The 19,507-nt window shown below is 60.8% G+C and carries 16 protein-coding genes; 8 read left to right on the top strand and 8 right to left on the bottom strand.

The genetic code is table 11. The features are described 5' to 3' along the window. The coding region (locus AACX99_RS12555; RefSeq protein WP_339412217.1) for a retention module-containing protein at nt 1-1,021 on the bottom strand (1,021 nt) is incomplete at its 3' end. Between the two features lie 317 nt (nt 1,022-1,338). On the opposite strand from AACX99_RS12555, the gene AACX99_RS12550 reads away from it, so the two are divergent. The 3 genes from AACX99_RS12550 to AACX99_RS12540 are packed head-to-tail and all read left to right on the top strand — an operon-like array spanning nt 1,339 to nt 6,231. Further along, entirely contained in the window at nt 1,339-2,682 is a 1,344-nt protein-coding gene (locus AACX99_RS12550) for a TolC family outer membrane protein (protein ID WP_339412216.1), read from the top strand. Nucleotides 2,683-2,729: 47 nt separating this feature from the next. Continuing rightward, complete coding sequence (locus AACX99_RS12545) at nt 2,730-4,865, top strand: type I secretion system permease/ATPase (RefSeq protein WP_339412215.1); 2,136 nt, start codon at nt 2,730-2,732, stop codon at nt 4,863-4,865. A gap of 19 nt (nt 4,866-4,884) precedes the next feature. Then, entirely contained in the window at nt 4,885-6,231 is a 1,347-nt protein-coding gene (locus AACX99_RS12540) for an HlyD family type I secretion periplasmic adaptor subunit (protein ID WP_339412238.1), read from the top strand. Nucleotides 6,232-6,396: 165 nt separating this feature from the next. Here AACX99_RS12540 and mmsB read toward each other — a convergent pair whose 3' ends face one another. The 6 genes from mmsB to AACX99_RS12510 form a co-directional block, all read right to left on the bottom strand. Further along, nucleotides 6,397-7,347: a 3-hydroxyisobutyrate dehydrogenase gene (mmsB, locus tag AACX99_RS12535; protein WP_445261867.1), complete on the bottom strand. Its 951-nt coding sequence runs from the start codon at nt 7,345-7,347 to the stop codon at nt 6,397-6,399. Between the two features lie 153 nt (nt 7,348-7,500). Next, complete coding sequence (locus AACX99_RS12530; RefSeq protein WP_339412213.1) at nt 7,501-8,604, bottom strand: enoyl-CoA hydratase/isomerase family protein; 1,104 nt, start codon at nt 8,602-8,604, stop codon at nt 7,501-7,503. 197 nt (nt 8,605-8,801) lie between these two features. After that, nucleotides 8,802-9,620: an enoyl-CoA hydratase gene (locus AACX99_RS12525; protein ID WP_339412212.1), complete on the bottom strand. Its 819-nt coding sequence runs from the start codon at nt 9,618-9,620 to the stop codon at nt 8,802-8,804. 134 nt (nt 9,621-9,754) lie between these two features. Continuing rightward, nucleotides 9,755-10,921: an isobutyryl-CoA dehydrogenase gene (locus AACX99_RS12520; protein ID WP_339412210.1), complete on the bottom strand. Its 1,167-nt coding sequence runs from the start codon at nt 10,919-10,921 to the stop codon at nt 9,755-9,757. A 6-nt stretch (nt 10,922-10,927) separates the two neighbouring features. Continuing rightward, entirely contained in the window at nt 10,928-12,175 is a 1,248-nt protein-coding gene (locus AACX99_RS12515; protein WP_339412209.1) for an ABC transporter substrate-binding protein, read from the bottom strand. A gap of 99 nt (nt 12,176-12,274) precedes the next feature. Continuing rightward, a complete protein-coding gene (locus AACX99_RS12510; RefSeq protein ID WP_339412207.1) occupies nt 12,275-13,783 on the bottom strand; it encodes a CoA-acylating methylmalonate-semialdehyde dehydrogenase in 1,509 nt (502 codons plus the stop codon). Between the two features lie 192 nt (nt 13,784-13,975). Here AACX99_RS12510 and AACX99_RS12505 point away from each other — a divergent pair, with 192 nt between their 5' ends. Further along, the gene (locus tag AACX99_RS12505; RefSeq protein WP_339412205.1) at nt 13,976-14,857 is read left to right on the top strand and encodes an AraC family transcriptional regulator; all 882 of its coding nucleotides are present in this window, start codon (nt 13,976-13,978) and stop codon (nt 14,855-14,857) included. Nucleotides 14,858-14,957: 100 nt separating this feature from the next. Here AACX99_RS12505 and AACX99_RS12500 read toward each other — a convergent pair whose 3' ends face one another. After that, nucleotides 14,958-15,542, bottom strand: coding sequence for a TetR/AcrR family transcriptional regulator (locus AACX99_RS12500; RefSeq protein ID WP_339412236.1), 585 nt, complete (start codon nt 15,540-15,542; stop codon nt 14,958-14,960). Nucleotides 15,543-15,753: 211 nt separating this feature from the next. Here AACX99_RS12500 and AACX99_RS12495 point away from each other — a divergent pair, with 211 nt between their 5' ends. The 4 genes from AACX99_RS12495 (at nt 15,754) to AACX99_RS12480 (ending at nt 19,322) form a co-directional block, all read left to right on the top strand. Then, nucleotides 15,754-17,022 (top strand): NADH:flavin oxidoreductase/NADH oxidase family protein, encoded by a 1,269-nt coding sequence (locus AACX99_RS12495; protein ID WP_339412203.1) that lies wholly within the window; start codon nt 15,754-15,756, stop codon nt 17,020-17,022. Nucleotides 17,023-17,100: 78 nt separating this feature from the next. After that, on the top strand, nt 17,101-17,916 hold the full coding sequence (locus AACX99_RS12490; RefSeq protein WP_339412202.1) for an oxidoreductase: 816 nt from the start codon (nt 17,101-17,103) through the stop codon (nt 17,914-17,916). 117 nt (nt 17,917-18,033) lie between these two features. Then, nucleotides 18,034-18,615 carry a 2-hydroxychromene-2-carboxylate isomerase gene (locus AACX99_RS12485; RefSeq protein WP_339412201.1) on the top strand — a complete coding sequence of 194 codons (582 nt, stop codon included), beginning with the start codon at nt 18,034-18,036 and terminating at the stop codon, nt 18,613-18,615. 5 nt (nt 18,616-18,620) lie between these two features. Beyond that, nucleotides 18,621-19,322 carry an SDR family NAD(P)-dependent oxidoreductase gene (locus tag AACX99_RS12480; protein WP_339412199.1) on the top strand — a complete coding sequence of 234 codons (702 nt, stop codon included), beginning with the start codon at nt 18,621-18,623 and terminating at the stop codon, nt 19,320-19,322. Nucleotides 19,323-19,507: the final 185 nt, after the last annotated feature.

Here is a 19,507-nt window from a genome sequence, read left to right as displayed (position 1 = left end):
TCGGGGTGAAGGTGACAGTGCCGTCAGGGTTGAGCACGGCCGTACCGCCATTGCCGCTGGTGACACTGGCGATGGTCAGGGTATCGCCATCGACATCGCTGTCATTACCCAGCAGGTCATTCGCCGTATAGGTAATCGGGGTGTCTTCGCTGGCGACCAGGCTGTCGTTGACGGCAACCGGTGCATCATTCACAGGCGTGACCGACCCGTTGACTACTGCAGAGCTGCTTAGCGCACCATCAGTAACTGTATAAGTGAAGCTTATTGGGCCGTTGTAGTTTGCATCTGGAGTGAATACCAGCTGGCCGCCGGTTAAGGTGACCGAGCCATTGCTGACGATGACTGTGCCGCCTTCGGCGATTGCCTGGCCATCAACAGCACTGATTGTCAGTGCATCGCCGTCCAGGTCGTTGTCATTGTTCAGAACGTCAATGCTGACGCTGCCGTCTTCGTCGACGATAAAGGCATCTGCAACAGCGCTCGGGGCTCTGTTTGCTTGAGCGTTATTGCCATCCAGGGCAAGGCCATTTGCAGTGTTGGTGCTATCTGTTTGTGTACCCAGTTGCTCATCTTGTCCGTTGCTTGCGAAGCCCAAACCCTGCGTCTCAAACCCAATCGTAGGATCAAGGCGTTGGCCGGTTTCCCCCAGCATCACAAAGCTATGCCCCCCGCCTGCACCCGCGCCTGTGCTGCCGCCTGAACTAGGGCCTGCTGCCGGAGCCTCAAGGTCGGCTGTGGGGTCAAGGCCGGCGGCCAGGGCTTGTTCCAGTTCTGGGGTCCGGTCGGTGGTACCTTCTTCGGCTTGAGCCTTGGTGGGGGCCGCCTGCCAGTTGCTGTTCTGCGAGACATTAACCACTTCGCCGCTGGCCAGCCGGAGCGTCACTTCTCCGCCAAGTCCGGTCAGAACCTGTTCGCCCATGAGCAGGCGTTCACCTTCAAATATCTGTCGCTTGAGGCCGTCAAGAGATACTGCAAACACTTGGCCTACGAGGCTTTTGACAATGGCGACGATATTGCTCATGGGCGAAGCTCCGAAAAATGGCACGCGTTGTTAATAAAGGTGTTGAAGCAGCTGTGCAGTGATCTCACGGTGACAGTGCTTTGACATAGTAGTTGTGTCATGTTTTTGGCTTATTCCTTTTTGGAATTATGCATATGCCAAACTATTGACCGCCCGCTCGCGATAATAAACAATGCCGTACCTGATGTCACTTTGATATTGACCGGCGGGTGAATGCTGTGCATTGAGCGCATTCATATGTCCTTGCCACTTTGCGTCAGGCGCATTGCCCTTCGTTGCTCCAAGTCTCTAGCCTAGTCTGAAAGGAATTTCCTTTAATGCGTTTTCTCGCCCTTTTTCCTCTTGCTCTTGCGGTATCCATTGCGGCCCATGGCCAAACGCTTAATGAAGCTATGCAAAGTGCCCTTGAGGTGCATCCGGAGATCCAGGCGGGGATTAATGCGCGCTTGTCGGTTGAAGAGCAGATGAAGGCGGCCAAGGGCGGTTACCTGCCGCGGGTTGACCTGCTGGCCGGTTATGGCCGTGAAGGCACTGATAGCCCTGGCACTCGTGGGCAGAACCACAATACCGAAACGCTAAATCGCGGCGAATCTAGTCTGCGCCTGCAGCAGATGGTGTTCGACGGTTTTGCCACCCGCAGCGAAGTCGGTCGCCAGCGCGCCACGGTAAATGCCCGTGCCTATGAATTGCTGGGTACCTCCGAGCGCACCGCGCTGACGGTGGCGCAGGTGTATCTGGATGTACTGACTCGTCAGGAACTGGTGCGTCTGGCCGAGAGCAACCTGGCCAGCCACGAACGTATTTATGACCAGATCACCCTGCGTAGCCAGAGCGGTGTAGGGCGTACGGCCGACCTCGATCAGGCCGAGGCGCGTCTGGCCCAGGCCCGCAACAACCTGATCACCGAGCAGACCAACCTGGCGGATGCGCGGGTCAATTACTTCAGCGTGGTTGGTCGTGATGCCAGCGAGCTGAGCCCGCCGCCCGGTTTGCCTGGGCACCTGCCGGAAAGCCTGCCAGCAGCGCGCCAGGAAATGCTCGCCAACAACCCGTTCCTGAGTTCGGCCGAGGCTGATGTGCAGGCCAGCGAACAGCAGTACGAAGCGGCCAAGTCGAGCTTCTACCCACGCTTTGATGCCGAGCTGTCGCGCGGTATGGATAACAACATTGATGGCGTCAGCGGTCATAGCAACGAGTGGCAGGCCATGCTGCGCATGCGCTACAACCTGTTCGCTGGCGGCAGCAACAAGGCTGATCTGCAGTCCAAGGCTTATCAGACCAACCAGGCCATGGACATCCGCAACAACGCCCTGCGGGTATTAAATGAAGACCTCGGTCTGGCCTGGAATGCATTGGAAAATGCTCGCCAGCAGTTGCCGATTGCCCAGCAGTACGTTGATTACAGCAGCCGTGTACGTGAGTCCTATCAGAAGCAGTTCGGCCTGGGTGACCGTACCTTGCTGGATTTGCTCGACAGTGAAAACGAGCTGTTCACCGCCTCGCGCCGTCTTGAGGAAGTACGTTTCACCGAGCTGTTTACTCAATACCGGATCAAGGCCACCATGGGCTCCCTGCTCAAGAGCCAGGGTGTAGTCGCGCCGATGGCCGCCGCACCACTGGACGAGATCAAGGCCCAGGCTAACTTGCCGGGTCTGAACTGAGCCCAGTCGTTGATGAGTAAAACCCAGTGGCAGTAGACCCAAGCCCGATGCAAACCCGTAGCGATCCCCGTGATCGCTACGACGACCCTCTGCTCGACAGCCTGTTGTCGCTGTGCGGCTTGCACCAGAAGTCGGTTAGCCGCGCCATGCTCACCGCAGGTTTGCCGCTCCCTGAGCAGCGCCTGAGTGCCGAGTTGCTGCCGCGTGCGGCGGCACGGGCGGGGTTGCAAGGGCGATGGTTGCGCCGCGGGTTGGAGAAGATTCCAGCCCTGGCCATGCCGGCTTTGCTGTTACTGCACGATGGTCGCAGCGCCATTTTGCTGGGCTGGGATGATCAGGGGCGGGCGCGCATCATGCCCAGCGAAAGCGAAGGCGGTGAGGTGCGCGTCAGCGCCGAGTCGTTGGCCGAGGATTACAGCGGTCGGGTGTTTTTTGCCCAGCCGCAGCACAAATTTGATTTCAACCGTGGCGAGCTGATTCCGCGCGCCACGTCCTGGTTTCGCGACACACTCAAGCGTTCGCGCTGGCTGTATATCGATGCCGTCGCGGCGAGTTTTCTGATCAACCTGATCGGCCTGGCCACGCCGCTGTTTGTAATGAATGTGTATGACCGCGTGGTGCCGAACCAGGCCGAAGCCACTCTGTGGGTTCTGGCAATTGGCATCACCGGGGTGTTCTGCTTCGACCTGCTGCTGAAGACCCTGCGTGGCCTGTGCCTCGATCTGGCCGGCAAGAAGACTGATCTGATCATTTCCGCCACGTTGTTCGAGCGCATCGTCGGCATGGCCATGAAGTTCCGCCCGGCGCGGGTTGGCAGCTTCGCGCAGAACATCCACGAGTTTCAGAGCCTGCGCGACTTTCTTGCCTCGCTGACCCTGGCCAGCGTCATTGATCTGCCGTTTACCCTGTTGATTCTCGCGGTGATCGCCATGATCGGCGGTCATCTGGTGTGGATTCCGGTGCTTGCCTTCCCGCTGGTGGCCTTGATTGGCTGGGCCTTGCAGCGCCCGTTGGCCGAGACCATGCAGCGCACTATGGCCTTGGCTGGCGAGCGTCAGTCGAGCCTGATCGAGAGCCTGGCCGGGCTGGATGCGGTCAAGGTTAATAACGCCGAGAGCGAGCGCCAGTATCTGTGGGAGCAGACCATTGGCACCCTCAGCCGTTTGGAGTTGCGTGCGCGCATGCTCTCCAGTCTGGCGATGAACGCCACCATGCTGCTGCAGCAACTGGCCGGCGTAGTGGTGATAGTGCTCGGTGTGTACCAGATCATCGATGGCAACCTGAGCATGGGTGGGCTGATTGCCTGCTACATGCTCAGCAGCCGCGCGTTGGGGCCGTTGACGCAGATTTCCGGTTTGCTCACGCGCTATCAGCAGGCGCGGGTGACTCTCGATTCGGTCAATCAGATGATGGAGCTGCCGCAGGAGCGTCACGCCGATGAGCGCCCGCTCAAGCGCCAATCGCTACAAGGCGCGATCGAGTTCCGTCAGTTGGAATTCCATTACCCGGAGCAGCAGCAAGCTGCTCTGCTGGGCATCAACCTGGTGGTTCGCCCCGGCGAGAAGATCGGCATCATCGGCCGCAGCGGCTCGGGCAAAAGCTCGCTGGCCAAGCTGATTGTCGGCCTGTATCAGCCTGATGCCGGCAGCCTGCTGGTCGATGGCATCGATGTGCGCCAGCTGGATGTCAGCGACTTGCGCCACAACATCGGCTATGTGCCGCAGGATATTCAGCTGTTCAGCGGCACCCTGCGTGACAACCTGGTGTCTGGCGCGCGCTATGTCGAAGACGAGCTGGTGTTGCAGGCTGCCGAACTGGCCGGCGTGCACGAATTCGCCCGGTTGCATCCGAAAGGCTATGAACTGCAGGTCGGCGAACGCGGGCAGAACCTTTCTGGCGGTCAGCGGCAGAACGTCGCCCTGGCGCGCGCGCTGTTGCTCGATCCGCCGATTCTGCTGCTCGATGAACCGACCAGCGCCATGGATAACACCGGTGAAGAGCGCCTCAAACAGCGCTTGTCTGCGGTGATCGGCACCAAGACCCTGTTGCTGGTCACTCACCGCGCCTCGATGCTCAGCCTGGTCGACCGGCTGATCATTGTTGACCGTGGGCAGATCATCGCCGACGGGCCGAAAGGTAGCGTGATGGAAGCGCTGAAGAAGGGGCAGATCAGTGTCAGCTAACACGCCCGAGAAAAAGAGCCTGCGCCAGGCTGTTGCCGCTTATTTTGGCACGCACGAAGAGCTGGGTGATGAACCGCTGCCGGAGGTCAACAAGGCGTTGATCGAGGATGCACCGCGGGTGGTGCGACTGACCATCTGGGGCTTGATCGCCTTTGTGGTGTTCTGCCTGTTGTGGGCCAATTTCGCTGTGGTTGATGAAGTGACCCGGGGCGATGGCAAGGCGATTCCGTCCTCGCGGCTGCAGAAAATCCAGAACCTGGAAGGTGGCATCGTCGCTGAGCTATTTGTCCGCGAGGGGCAGATCGTCGACGCCGGTGACCCGCTGCTGCGCCTGGACGATACCCGCTTTGCCTCCAATGTCGGTGAGACCGAGGCTGATCGTTTGGCCCTATTGCTGCGTGTGGAGCGCCTCAGCGCCGAAGTTCAGGATCGCGAGCTGGTGGTGACCGATGAAGTGCGCGAGAAGGCGCCAAAGCAGGCAGAGAACGAAATCCAGTTGTTCAACAGTCGCAAGCAGCAATTGCTTGACGAAGTGGCCGGGCTCGAAGAGCAGCTGATCCAGCGCCAACAAGAGCTGCGCGAGTTCGCTTCCAAGCAAGTGCAGTTCCGCAATAGCTTGGGCCTGCTGCGCCAGGAAATTCAGATGTCCGAGCCGCTAGTGGCTCAGGGCGCTATTTCCCAGGTGGAAGTATTGCGCCTCAAGCGCGCCGAAGTGGAGGCGCGTGGCCAGCTGGAGGCCACCACTCTGGCGATCCCGCGTGCCGAGTCTGCGATCAAGGAAGTCGAGCGCAAGATCGATGAAACCCGTGGGCGTTTCCGCAGCGAGGCGCTGACCCAGCTTAACGAGGCGCGCACCGAGTTGAGCAAGATTCAATCAACCGGCAAGGCACTGGAAGATCGGGTCAACCGCACCCTGGTGATCTCGCCAGTACGCGGCATCGTCAAACAGCTGCTGGTCACCACCATCGGCGGTGTGATTCAGCCGGGTAGCGACCTGGTGGAGATTGTGCCGTTAGGGGAAAACCTCCTGGTCGAGGCGCGAATTCGTCCGCAGGACATCGCCTTCCTGCATCCGGGCCAGGAGGCGATGGTCAAGTTCACCGCCTACGACTACACCATCTACGGCGGCCTCAAAGCCGAGCTGGAACAGATCGGCGCCGACACCGTGACCGACGATGATGGCAACAGCTTTTATGTGATCAAGCTGCGCACTAACAAGAGCCACCTGGGCAGTGAGGAGAACCCGCTGCTGATCATCCCTGGCATGGTCGCTTCGGTGGATATCATTACCGGCAAAAAGAGTGTGCTCAGCTATCTGCTCAAACCGATTATCCGTGCGCGCAGCGAGGCGTTGCGCGAGCGCTAGGTAGCAGGTTCTGCCCACAAAAAAAGCCGCAGCTAGCTGCGGTTTTTTGCTGTCTGCCGGTTAATTGTATATCGAGGTAGGAGCGGCCCATGGCCGCGATTGAAAGCTTCGCGGGCATCGAACTAGGCGTCCCCCTTGCTCCTACGATGAGGCCGGGTGCGGTAACTACTCGACAAACAGCTGCTGTACCACCGAGAAGTCCTGCTTGCCCTTGCCTTGCTTGAGCAGCAGGCGATACAGCTGCAACGCCAGCGCGCCCATCGGCGTGCTGCTGCCGCTGGCCTGGGCGGCTTCCTGGGCGAGGCCCAGATCTTTGGCCATCAGTTCGGCCATAAAGCCGCCGCTGTAGCCCTTGGACGCTGGGGCGTTTTCCATCACCCCTGGCCAGGGGTTGTACTTCTCCAGTGTCCAGTTGCCGCCCGAACTTTGCCGCATGATCTCGGCCAGCACAGCTGGCTCCAAACCGTTGGCCACGCCCATGGCCATGGCTTCGGCGGTGGCGATCATCTGCACCGCCAGCACCTGGTTGTTGCACACCTTGGCCACTTGGCCCGCGCCATCGGGGCCGGCGTGGAAAATATTCTTGCCCATGGCCTCGAAGATCGCCCGGGCTTTTTCTAGGGTGGTTGCCGCGCCACCGATCATAAAGGTCAGGGTGCCCGCCGCTGCGCCAGCTGTGCCCCCGGAAACCGGGGCGTCGAGCAGTTCGATACCTCGCGTGGCCGCCGCTTGGTGCACCTTGCGTGCGGCTTCCGGGGCGATGGTCGAGCATTCCAGCACCAGACTGCCGGGCTTGAGCGCGGCCAGTAGACCGTTATCACCCAGGTACAGGCCTTCGACATGCCGGCTGGCGGGCAGCATGCTCACCACCACATCGGCACCTTGCACCGCATCCAGGGCGCTGTTGGTGGCGTGTGCGCCATCTTTGGCCAGGTCCTCGACGGCGGCTTGCAGCAGGTCGAAGACCTTTAGGGTGAAGCCAGCCTTGAGCAGGTTGCGCGCCATGGGCAGGCCCATATGGCCGAGGCCGATAAAAGCGATTGTTGTCATTGTTATGCTCCTGTCGCGCTGAATAACTTTCGTGTGGCCATGTAGGGTGGATGACGCGTCACCCATCCACCGGCTGCGGTCTTATCGGTGGATGAAAAAGGCGTCATCCACCCTACGTACTGTCGCGCTATAAATGGTGATGTAGGAGCGGGCGATGTCCGCGAAAGCGTATCGCGGGCATGGAACTAGGCGTTTCCCCCGCTCCTACATCGATATGCCTTACAAATCCGCCAGTGGATGTTCGCCGTCCCAGGCTGGGGCGAAGTGCGCGTCGATTACCTGCTGCGGAATGCTCGCCACATCTGGCCAATGCCAGCGCGGTGAGTGGTCCTTGTCGATCAGCCGCGAGCGCACGCCTTCGGGGAATTCCGGGTGACGGCAGCAGTTCAGGCTGATGGCGTATTCCATCTGGAATACTTCGGCCAGAGACAGTTGTTTGGCGCGGTTGATCTGCTCCCACACCAGGTGCCCGGTCAGTGGGCAGCCGCCGGCCAGGGTCTTGGCGGCGCGGGCCAGCAGGAGGTCGCTGTCGCTGTGCAAGGCGCTGATGGCCTGCCAGGCGTGGGGCAGGTCGGGCGTGTCGAGCAATTCATCAATACGCCCGCGGCGCGGTAGCCACTGTGCCTCTGGCAGTTCGGCGAGGGCCTGGTTTTCCAGGGCCTTGAGCAGGCTGTGCAGTTGCTGCTGGCTTTGCTCGTGCCAGTTGAGCATTGCCAGGCCATCGAGCAGGTCGTCCTGCTGGCTGTCGAGCAGCACGCGGTCGGCGAGGTCCAGGTCCAGCGCGTCCTTGGCGTTGATAGTGCTGGCGGTCAGGCCGAGAAACAGGCCGAGCTTGCCCGGCAGGCGCGCGAGGAACCAGCTGCCGCCGACATCCGGGTACAAACCGATATTCACTTCCGGCATGCCCAGGCGGCTACCTGGGGTGACGATGCGGATGCCGGCGCCCTGCATCAGGCCCATGCCGCCGCCCAGCACATGGCCATGCGCCCAGCAGATAAAGGGTTTTGGGTAGGTGTGGATGCGGTGGTCGAGGCGGTATTCGTCAGCAAAGAAGCGTCGCGCCAGGGGCGGGATTTCGCCCGGGTGTTCACGGCACTGATGCACCAGCTGCACCACGTCACCGCCGGCGCAGAACGCCTTGGGGCCGTTGCCGCGCAGCATTACGCAGGCAATGCCCGGGTCGTCCGCCCAGGCCTTGAGCTTGGCATCCAGCGCTTCGATCATCGGCAGCGACAGGGCGTTGAGGCTCTTTTCGGCATCCAGGCTGGCGATGCCGATGCGCATGCCGTGCTGGGCTGTGCGCTCTTCAAATTGCACGTTCATCTTCGCTTCCATCATGGTGGTGTGGAGGCACTGGCGGCCTCCACTGTGCGTGGTCATGGTGGATGTAAAGAGCGACAGCTACGCGCCCCGATCCACCCTACGAATTTGCGTTGCGTTGGCCGTAGGGTGGATGACGCTTCACCCATCCACCGATCGGTGTTGTGGTGGAAAACGCTATGCGGTTTCCACCCTACGGGTTACTTGTTGCGCCACTGCGGGTCGCGTTTTTCCAAGAAGGCGTTGACCCCTTCGCGGGTGTCGTCGGCGTCGAATAGGTCGACAAAGCGTTCGCGCTCTTCACTGAGCCAGGTGTTTGGGCTGCGCTCACGGGCGCCCTGGATCAGCGGTTTGATGGTGCGCACTGCCACCGGGCTTTGCCGCGCGACTTTGGCCGCCAGCAGCAGGGCATGGCCACGGGACTCGCCGCTGTCGACCACCTGCTCGACCAGGCCGATGCGCTGCGCGGTTTCTGCATCAACACGTTCGCCGCAAAGGATCATACGCTTGGCCCAGCCCTCGCCAACCAGCCAGCTCAGGTGTTGGGTGCCGCCGGCACAGGGCAGCAGGCCCACCGTGGCTTCTGGCAGGGCCATTTGCGCCTGGCGCTCGGCGATGCGGATATCGCAGGCCAGGGCGCATTCCAGGCCGCCGCCCATGGCGTAGCCGTTAATTGCGGCAATCGATACGCCACGGAAATCACGCAGGGCCTCGAAGGCCTCGCCGAAGCGCCGGGCCATCTCGCGGGCGCGGGCCTTGTCGCCATCGGCGAACAGCTTGAGGTCGGCGCCCGCGCTGAAGAACTTGCCGCCCTGGCCGGTAATCACCAGGGCGTAGATGTCATCGTCGCGGTTGAGGTGTTCAACCAGTAGCTTGAGGCCGATCAGCGAGTCGCGGTCCCAGGTATTGGCCGGTGGCTGGTTGATGGTGATCAGCGCGGTATGCCCGTGCTTTTCCACGGTGAGCTTGTGGGTCAGGTCGAATACGCCGGGGTGGTAGGCTTCGATGGCGTGGCTCATGGGGTTCCTCGTCTTGTGCAAAGGCGCGTGCGTTATGCGATTACCGTAGGAGCGGGGGAGACGCCGAGTTCCATGCCCGCGAATTGCATCGCGGGCATGGCCCGCTCCTACGATTATTCACAGTCCCTAGGTATTTACAGCAGGCGATCCAGCATGCCGCCCTGATCCAGCAGGCGGCGGGCGATGATCACCCGCATGATCTCGTTGGTGCCTTCGAGTATCTGGTGCACGCGGCTGTCGCGCACCCAGCGCTCCAGCGGGTAGTCGTTGAGGTAACCGTAGCCGCCATGCAGTTGCAGCGCCTCGTTACACAGGTTGAAGCAATGGTCGGTGGCAAAGCGTTTGGCCATGGCGCAATACAGACTGGCTTCGCTATGACCGTGGTCCAGCTTATGCGCGGCCAGGCGCACCATCTGCCGGCTGGCTGTCAGATCGGTAAGCATGTCGGCGAGCTTGAATTGCAGGGATTGGAAGTCGCTCAGCGGTTTGCCGAACTGTTTGCGTTCCTCGACGTAGCGCAGCGATTGCTCCAGCGCCGCCTGAGCAGCGCCGAGTGAGCAGCTGGCGATATTGATCCGTCCGCCATCCAGGCCCTTCATCGCGTAAACAAACCCCTGACCCTCAGGGCCGATGCGGTTGCCCGCCGGAATACGTACGCCTTCAAAGCTGATGGTGCGGGTTGGCTGAGCGCGCCAGCCCATTTTCAGTTCGTTGCGCCCGTACTTCACGCCTTCGGCGTCGGCCGGCACCAGGAAACAGGACACACCCTTGGCACCACTGTCCTCGCCGGTGCGCGCCATGACGATCAGTACGTCGGTGCTGCCCGCGCCAGAGATAAAGCACTTGCTGCCGTCCAGTACGTAGTCGTCGCCGTCACGCTTGGCGCGGGTGCGCAGGTGTGCGGCGTCAGAGCCGGCATCCGGCTCGGTCAGGCAGTAGGAGGCCAGCAGCTCACCGCTGACTAGACGTGGCAGCCAGGCATCTTTCAGCGCCTGATCGGCGAAGGAGGCGAGCATCCATGAGGCCATGTTGTGGATGGTCAGAAACGCCGTGGTGGCGATGCAGCCGGCCGACAACTGTTCAAAAATCAGCGAGGCGGACAGCCGGGATAGGCCCAGACCGCCATCATCTTCCTTGATATACAACGCCAGGTAGCCCTGCTCGGCGGCGCGCTTGATCACATCCACCGGGAAGTGATGGTCGCGGTCCCAGTCGGCGGCATGCGGCGCCAGTTCACGGCTGGCAAACTGGCGGGCGCTGTCTACCAGCAGGCGTTGTTCATCGCTGAGTTCGAAATCCATAAGTCCTCATTGCAGGGTCAGGGGTTGCCCGGCGGCGCGTCGTTCGGCCTGCCATTCGGCGAGGCTAGGTGCCGCTTGGGTGGCGTCGAGGCGATCGACGATTTCAAAGTAGTCTTGCTTGAGCGGGTCCTTGAGCACCTCGGCGCGTTCTTTGACTTTGACGGCATACACCGTCTGCAGGTTCTGGTGGTCGAGGGTGCGCCAGGTTTGTTGATCTTTGAGCAACTGATAGCTGTGGCCTTCCAGTGCCTTGATCAGCGCTTCGCTGTCCAGGCTGTTCGCCCGTTTGGCAGCATCGGCCCACTGATAGACGATGCTGTAGGCCGACGCCGCAGAGCTGGACGGGTACATGGCATAGCGTTCGCTGAAGTCCTTAACGAAGGCTTCGCCGCGCACGGATTTCTCCAGCGTCGGTACGCGCCAGGTCCAGGGTTCGGTGCCGATTACGCCCTCCATCAATCCCGGACCCGCTTGCTCTACGATACTTTGGGTCAAGTTTGGAGCAACGATCTGCATGCGCTTGGTCAGGCCGAGGTCTTTGGCGATGCGCATGGCACGCACCAAGTCTTCGCCGAACAGCACCAGGGTCAGCACCTCGGCATTGCTTGCCGCGGCCTGGGTAAGGGCGTCCTGATAGTCGGACAGGTGTGCGCCTGGGAAGGTCACCTTGAGCCCCGGGTGCTGGCCGCTGTCTTCGGTGCCGGTGGTCTGGCGCAATGAGCTTTCTGTGGTGTGCCCCCAGGTGTAATCGGAGGTGATGTAGAAGTAGCGTTTGTTCGGCAGGTTCTTGCTCAGGTATTGGCCCAGCACCCGCGCGCTCATCCAGGCGTTGTTGCACTCGCGGAACATGTAGCGGTGGCCATCTTTGCCTGTGGTGTCGTTGGAGTAGGTGAGGGTGCCGAAGTACAGCAAACCGTGCTGCGCGGCGCGCTTGCCGGAGGCGATGGCCACCGCGCTGCTTGATCCGCCAAACAGCATGGCCGCGCCTTCGTTGGCCAGTTTGTCGACGTTCTTCACGGCTTTGGCTGGACGCGACGCGGTGTCCTTGCTGGACAGACGCAGCGTACGTCCGAGCACACCGCCCTGGGCGTTGAGCTCGTCGATGGCTAGCAAGGCTCCGCGCATCTGTGCCAATCCTTCTTCCTTATACGGGCCGGTGCGTGGGTAGTTGAGGCCGAGGGTGATCGGCTCAGCCGCCTGTGCACAGGCAGTAAGCCCGGCCCAGAGGGCCAGGGCAGTGGTCAAGCGTTGCATGGCAGTTCTCCTTGTTCTTGTTGTAAGTACTCGGAGAACTTTTTACGCCATTCGACTAATTGTTGAGATCGTCTATTGGTCTAACAGGTGACAACGTTCTCATTTCAATTGAATAGTCATATTCGGTCCGGCCAGCGATCCGGCGGCTAGAGAGTCCTCATCGAACCAGCGGCTAGTGACCGTCTTGGTTTCGGTAAAGAAACGCACGCCTTGTTTGCCGTAAGCGTGCAGATCGCCGTAGAACGAGCCTTTCCAGCCGGTAAAGGAGAAGAATGGCAGCGGTACGGGCACCGGTACGTTGATGCCGACCTGGCCGACTTCCACCGTGTGCTGATAATGCCGCGCCGCACCGCCGGAGCGGGTGAAGATCGAGGTGCCGTTGCCGTAAGGGCTGGCGTTGACCAGTTCGATGGCTTCCTCCAGCGTATCGACTTCCATGCACACCAGCACCGGGCCGAAGATTTCCTCGCGGTACAGGCTCATTTTTGCGGTCACGCCGCGAAACAGCGTCGGGCCGACCCAGTTACCGTTGGGGTAGCCCTCAACCGCGCAATGCGAACCATCCAGCAGGCATTCGGCCCCTTCGGCCTTACCCTCGGCGATCAGACGAATCACCCGTTGTTTGGCTTGCTGACTGATCAGCGGGCCGAAGGCGGCGTGGCCATCGGTCCAGTAGCCGGGTTGCAGGTCGGCCATCTGTGCCTGCAGCTCGTCGATCCACTGCTTCGATTCGCCGACAAACACCGCCACGCTGATCGCCATGCAACGCTGCCCTGCCGCGCCGCAACTGGCGCCGACCAGATTACTCAGCACTTGCTGTTTGTTGGCGTCGGGCATGATCACCATATGGTTCTTCGCCCCGGCGAAGGCCTGCACGCGCTTGAGGTGCGCGGTGCCGGTGCGGTAAATGTGCTGGCCGACGGGCACCGAGCCAACGAAGGAGATGGCGCGGATGTCCGGGTGGGTCAGCAGGCTGTCGACCACCTCGCGGGCGCCGTGCAACACCTGTAATACGCCCTTGGGGGCGCCGGCTTCGATAAACAGCTCGGCCAGGCGATTAGGGGTCAGCGGGTCCTGTTCGGACGGTTTGAGAATAAAGGTGTTGCCGGCGGCGATAGCCAGGGGAAACATCCACAGCGGGATCATCGCCGGGAAGTTGAACGGGGTAACGCCGACGCATACGCCCAGCGGCTGAATCCAGCTGGCGGTATCGATATCGCGGGCTACGTTCTCCATGGTCTCGCCCATCATCAGGCTGGCGATATTGCAGGCCTGCTCGACCACCTCGATACCGCGCCAGACATCGCCCTTGGCATCGGCCAGGGTCTTGCCGGTTTCGCCAGCGAGAATTTCCGCCAGCTCGTCGTGATGTTCCTTGAGCAGATGCTGGTAACGCAGCATCACCCGCGCCCGGTCGGAGACGGGCACTTCGCGCCAAGTGAGGAAGGCTGCCTTGGCACTGGCAATCGCCGCTTCGATCTCCTCGGCGGTGGCCTTGGGTGCCAGCGCCAGCACTTCCTGGGTCGCCGGGTCGGTGACTTCGATAAATTCACGGGCGCGGCTTTCGCGCCATTCACCGTCGATCAACTGTGGGATTGCCTTGGCCATGGTTGCTTCCCTTATTTGGCGACCCTGCTACCGGGTTCGATTGTTGTTTTGTCAGTGTTATAGCCGCCTTGTGCGGCTTTGTGGATTGACGATCTTGGTCTGCGGATGGACTATCTTGGGATTTAATCTGTAGCCCGGATGCAATCCGGGAACATTTCTCCCGGATTGCATCCGGGCTACTTGAGTATCTCAATGCGCACTTTTGTCGATACTTCCAACTGGCCACTGCCGGCCAATGGTGTGCGTTTTATCACGCCGCCCCGTCTGCGCCGCTTATTGGCAAAGCATCCCCTCGGGCAGGGCTGTTATCCCTTGGCCCTGGGGTACTACCCCGAGGCGCAGGGGCACCGCATGCATCGCCCACAGCCGGAGGATCACCTGCTGATCTACTGCCGCGCCGGGCAAGGCTGGCTAGAGACAGCGGATGGACGATTAGCTGTTAGTGGTGGCGATCTGCTGCTGTTGCCAAAAGGCGTGATGCACGCCTATGGCGCGGACGTGGACAAGCCCTGGACGCTGTACTGGGTGCATTTTGACGGTGAGCTGGTAGCGGACTTTCTCAAGCCCCTGGGCAAGGGGCCGCTGTGGCGCATTGGCGTGCAGCCACGACTGTTGGCCGAGTTCGACGCCTTACTTAACCTGCGCAAGCAGGGTTTGAACCTGGCGCATTTCGTCCATGCCGCGCACCAGTTGCAGGTACTGCTCACTTCTCTGGCCGTGCTGCCGGCGCGCACCACCTTGAAATCCGGGCGGGTGCTGGATGTGGGCGCGGTGCAGGCGGTGATGCGCGCCCACCTGCATGACTCGCTAAACCTCGACGAGCTAGCCGCGCAGTTCAAACTGTCGCGTTTCCACTTCGCCAAGACTTACCGCGCCCTGACCGGCCATGCGCCGATTCAGGACTTTATCCAACTGAAAATGGCCCACGCCTGCCGCCTGCTCGACGAAGGCGAACAGGGCATCCGCCAGGTTGCCGAACAGCTGGGTTATGACGATATGTATTACTTCTCGCGGCTGTTTCGCAAAGTGGTGGGTATGGCGCCCAGTCATTATCGGGCGTTGCATCAGGGTTAGGGACGGTTAACGGTTGGGCGAGGTGTCAAGGGAGAACCGTTGGCTGGATGAGTGCATCCAGCAGTTCGGAGCTAATGGCCGAACTGTAGTGGAGAGCACTCTAGTTCGTGGTGGTTGTACTTATGCGTGGTTTGAGAAGCGCTGTACGGCAAACCTCCAGAATTTCGTCCGCCAGTGGGGAGTCGTCAGGGCAGGCTCGGGACAACACGAGCGCGCCCAACGCATGGGCAACGCTGTCAATCACTCGGGCCCGCGCGTGCCGCTGAGCTTCTTCACTGCTCTGGCCCCCTGCATTGAGCAGGTCGGCCAGCATATTTTCAAGCCCCGTGGCGAACGTTGCCTTGATCGCATCAGGCTGTCGCGCCGCGTCACCGCTCAGCGCGGCTAGTGTGCAACCGCCACTGCGGTCGTCGCGATGCTCACGCGAGAGGTAGTGGCCAATGAACTCGGCCATATCCACACCATCCATTAGCGATTTCGTCTTGGCCATCCCACACGCGGCCGCTTCTGCCATTAACTCCGCCTTGGAAGCGAAGTGCCGGTAGAACCCGCCATGGGTGAGGCCCGCAGTCGCCATCAGTTCCGCCACACCCACACCGTCGTAACCGCGCTCACGAAATAACGTGCAGGCCGTTTCGACTATGTGTGCTCGATTTGCCTCTACCTGCGCCTTTGTAACCTTCATCCCGGCTCCTCTGTGTGCCGTCATCAGCCCCGCAAGAATACATTGATGTTGGTCATAATCAAAATACTTGACCATTTTGATTATGGTCATCATCATAAGTCCGTCAGCGTCAGAAGGCGCTCCGCAATCGTTGTGGATGCGATTCCGATGCCCTACAGACAAAGAGACTTGCTGGCGAGCTTTGCTCATCTCATTTTCAGGTAGCCCTCATATGTCCCAATCTGCTTCGCACAAAACAAACTCCCTGGCGCAACAGCTGCGCCTGTCCAGCGGTAGCCTGTTGCGAAATCGCTTGGCCAAGGCGTCCATGAGCGAGGCGCTGGGCACCTACGACAACCGCCCGACCCAGGGACTGGTCACGCTTTATCAGCGTTGGGCCGCATCCGGTATCGGACTGATCCTGACCGGCAATGTGATGATCGATCGCCGGGCACTGGGTGAACCGGGCAACGTGGTGATCGAGGACGAAGCGGATCTGCCTGTCCTGCAGCAATGGGCGCGCGTTGCCACCGATCAGGGCGCGGCGATCTGGGTGCAGCTCAATCATCCCGGCAAGCAGTCAACCAAAGGCCTGAACGCACGCAATATCGCGCCATCGGCGGTGCCATTTCGCGAGGACATGGCGGCGTTCTTCGCGACGCCCGAAGAAGCCACCGATGCAGAAATTCAGGACATAATCGAACGCTTCGGCCGTAGTGCCGCCATCTGCAAAAAGGCCGGTTTCAGCGGTATCGAAATCCATGGCGCGCATGGCTACCTGATCAACCAGTTTCTCTCGCCACACCACAACCAGCGCACGGATCAATGGGGCGGCTCAGCGGAGAACCGCCGCCGCTTCCTGCTTGCCGTATACGCCGAAATTCGTGGCCAGGTGGGCGCCGACTTCCCGGTGGCGATCAAACTCAATTCCGCAGACTTCCAGCACGGCGGTTTTACCGAAGAGGAGTCACTGGCAACGATTCAGGCGCTGGTCGAGGCCGGCATCGATCTGATCGAGATATCAGGCGGCACATACGAAGCCCCGGCCATGAGTGGCGCACTGCAGGAGCAGAAGAAGGCCTCCAGCGTGGCGCGTGAAGCCTACTTCCTCGAATTCGCCGAGAAAGTGCGCGCTGCGGTGCAAGTCCCCCTGATGCTGACCGGTGGTTTTCGCAGTGCTGCCGGCATGAATGCTGCGCTGGCCTCCGGCGCAGTGGATGTCATAGGCCTGGCGCGGCTGCTGGCGATCGACCCTGACGCGCCGGCCGCGCTGCTGCAGGGCAGGGACAGCGCACACCAGGTGCACACGATCAAGACAGGCATCAAACCGGTCGACGGCATGGGCCTGATGGAGATTCTCTGGTACTCCCTGCAACTCAAGCGAATCGCCAAGGGCGGTGAGCCGCGCGCCAACGAGAGTGGCTTGCTGGCGTTCGTCAAGTCGCTGGCCATGAGCAGCTGGGGCACCTATCGCACCCGACGCCTACGTGCGCGCAATTAAGACGCGCATTCAACAGCAACCCTGATCGCAACTGTTCGCCGAACGGTTGCCGGAATAGCTCATCTATAAGGTACTGCCATGACTTCCAACACCCCTATCGCGCTGGTCACCGGCGCTTCATCCGGCATTGGCGAAGCCACGGCCAAGTGGCTGGCGCAGGCCGGCTACAAGGTTTATGGCACCAGCCGGCGCGGAGCCCAGACCGAACAAGGCACCATCAGGATGCTGGCGCTCGATGTCACGGATGATGCGTCCGTAGCGGCAGCGGTCAGCGAATTGATTCGGCTTGAAGGGCGTATCGATCTGCTGGTGAACAATGCCGGTTTCGGCCTTGCCCCGGCTGGTGCAGAAGAGAGCTCGATCGAGCAGGCCCAGGCACTCTTCGATACCAACTTCTTCGGCATCGTGCGTATGACCCGCGCCGTAGTTCCGCACATGCGCCGCCAAGGCAGCGGCCGGATTATCAATATCGGCTCGATTCTGGGCGTCGTGCCCATGCCGTACATCGCGCTGTATGCCGCCAGTAAACACGCCGTAGAAGGCTATTCGGAAGCCCTTGACCACGAACTGCGCACCCGTGGCATTCGCGTGGCGGTCATCGAACCGGCCTTTACCAAGACCCAGTTCGAAGCGAACAACATCGAACCGGATGCCACGCTCGATGAGTACCGCGCTGACCGTATAAGCCTCGCCAAGGTGCTCAGCCAATCGATGGCCAGCGCCGATGATCCAGACGTCGTGGCCAAGGTTGTGCTCAAGGCTGCCAGTGCCGCTCGCCCCAAACTGCGTTACACCGCAGGTGTCGCCGCTGGCCGCCTAAGCCTGCTGCGCGCCTTCGCCCCTGCGGGAATTCTCGATTCCGGCATCCGTAAAAGCCTGAAGCTCAATGACTAAGCCGCTGTAAACACTGGATGGCCACAAACATTCCCGGCGAGCGCATTCAGCTGCGCCCCGGATCAGGCGCAGATCGAAAGACTAGCGCTTGAATAAGACACCAACAGGAACTCACTCATGAAGCAAACCGTTGAGTTTTTCTTTGATTTCGTCAGCCCCTACAGCTATCTGGCGTACAGCCAGCTGGACAGCCTGCCGGCGGATATCAGCCTGCGGCCCATGCATGTTTTGAGCGTTATGAAGGCCGTTGATAATACGCCAACCACCGTCACCTGTGCCGCTAAAGGTCGCTACGCCGGTGCCGATCTCGCGCGCTGGGCACGCCGCTATGGCGTTGCGGTCAAGCGTCCGGACATGCGCGCGATGAACAACGCCGCTTGTGCACGAACGGTACTGGCTGCGCCGTCCAGTGAGGTCGCATGGCAGATCACCACCGCGCTGTTCAATGCCTGCTGGCGGGACGGGCAGACCCTGACCACGACCGCCGAAGTGCTCGGCGTGCTTGCAGCGGCAGGCATCGAAACGGCGAGCCTGGCTGATCTGATAGATGCACCGGAAACCCTTGAACAGCTGGAAAAAAACAACCAGGAAGCGGCCGAGCGCGGCGTCTTTGGCGCACCGAGATTTCTGCTCGGCGAGAGTCTGTTCTTTGGTAACGATCGAATCGATTTTGTTCGCGAACACTTGGCAGGAGCGTAACCATCATGACTACAGCTACTCAGCAACCCCTCGCGCTGATTACCGGCGTCGGCCCGGGCGTCGGCTCATCCCTGGTCCGTCGTTTTGCCGAAGGCGGCTATCGCGTTGCGATGATCGCTCGCGACACTGCCCGGCTGGCCGAGCTTGAAGCCGAGGTACCTGGTGCATTTGCCATGCCCTGCGATGTCACCGACGTCACTGCGCTTAAACAGGTGGTCGAGCAGATTGGCGCGCCGCAAGTGGTGGTGCACAACGCGGTAGGCGGCTCCTTTGCCCCCTTTCTTGAGACTGATCCAGACACCCTGCGCCGCAACTTCGAAATCAACACCATGGCGCTGCTGAACCTGGCGCAAATGGTGGCCCCTGCAATGATCGAGGCAGGCGAGGGCGCCATTGTCGTCACCGGCAATACCTCGGCGCTGCGTGGCTCGCCCAACTTTGCCGGGTTCGCGCCCACCAAGGCTGCGCAACGTATTCTCGCCGAGTCGCTGGCCAGGGATCTGGGGCCCAAGGGCGTGCATGTGGCGTACTTGGTCATCGATGCCGTAATCGATGTGCCTTGGGCGCGCGAGATGTACAGCAAAGCCCCGGATGATTTTTTCATCCAACCCAAGAGCATCGCCGCTGAAGTCTTTCATTTGGCGCATCAACCCAAGGATGCCTGGACCTTTATCTCCGAAGTGCGCCCCTACCGAGAAAAGTGGTAAGGGCTGTACACGCAGCTTGGGTGGACGACCTGTTATTCATTAGGTAGCAGGTCAGGCTGCCCAGTGTCGTGGCACCCATGCATCAGGCGGGTGTGGCGCGTTGCCAGCGTCTTTAAATGGCACATGCTAAAGGTGCTTAATGGCCGCCGCCTTGACTTGCCTTGCTGCGTTCCTTAGCGTGCCGT

It is taken from the genome of Pseudomonas sp. EA_35y_Pfl2_R5 (assembly GCF_963970805.1).
Classification (GTDB): domain Bacteria; phylum Pseudomonadota; class Gammaproteobacteria; order Pseudomonadales; family Pseudomonadaceae; genus Aquipseudomonas.
The sequence above is the reverse complement of the archived record's forward strand: the minus strand, read 5'-3'. Positions and strand labels throughout refer to the sequence as shown.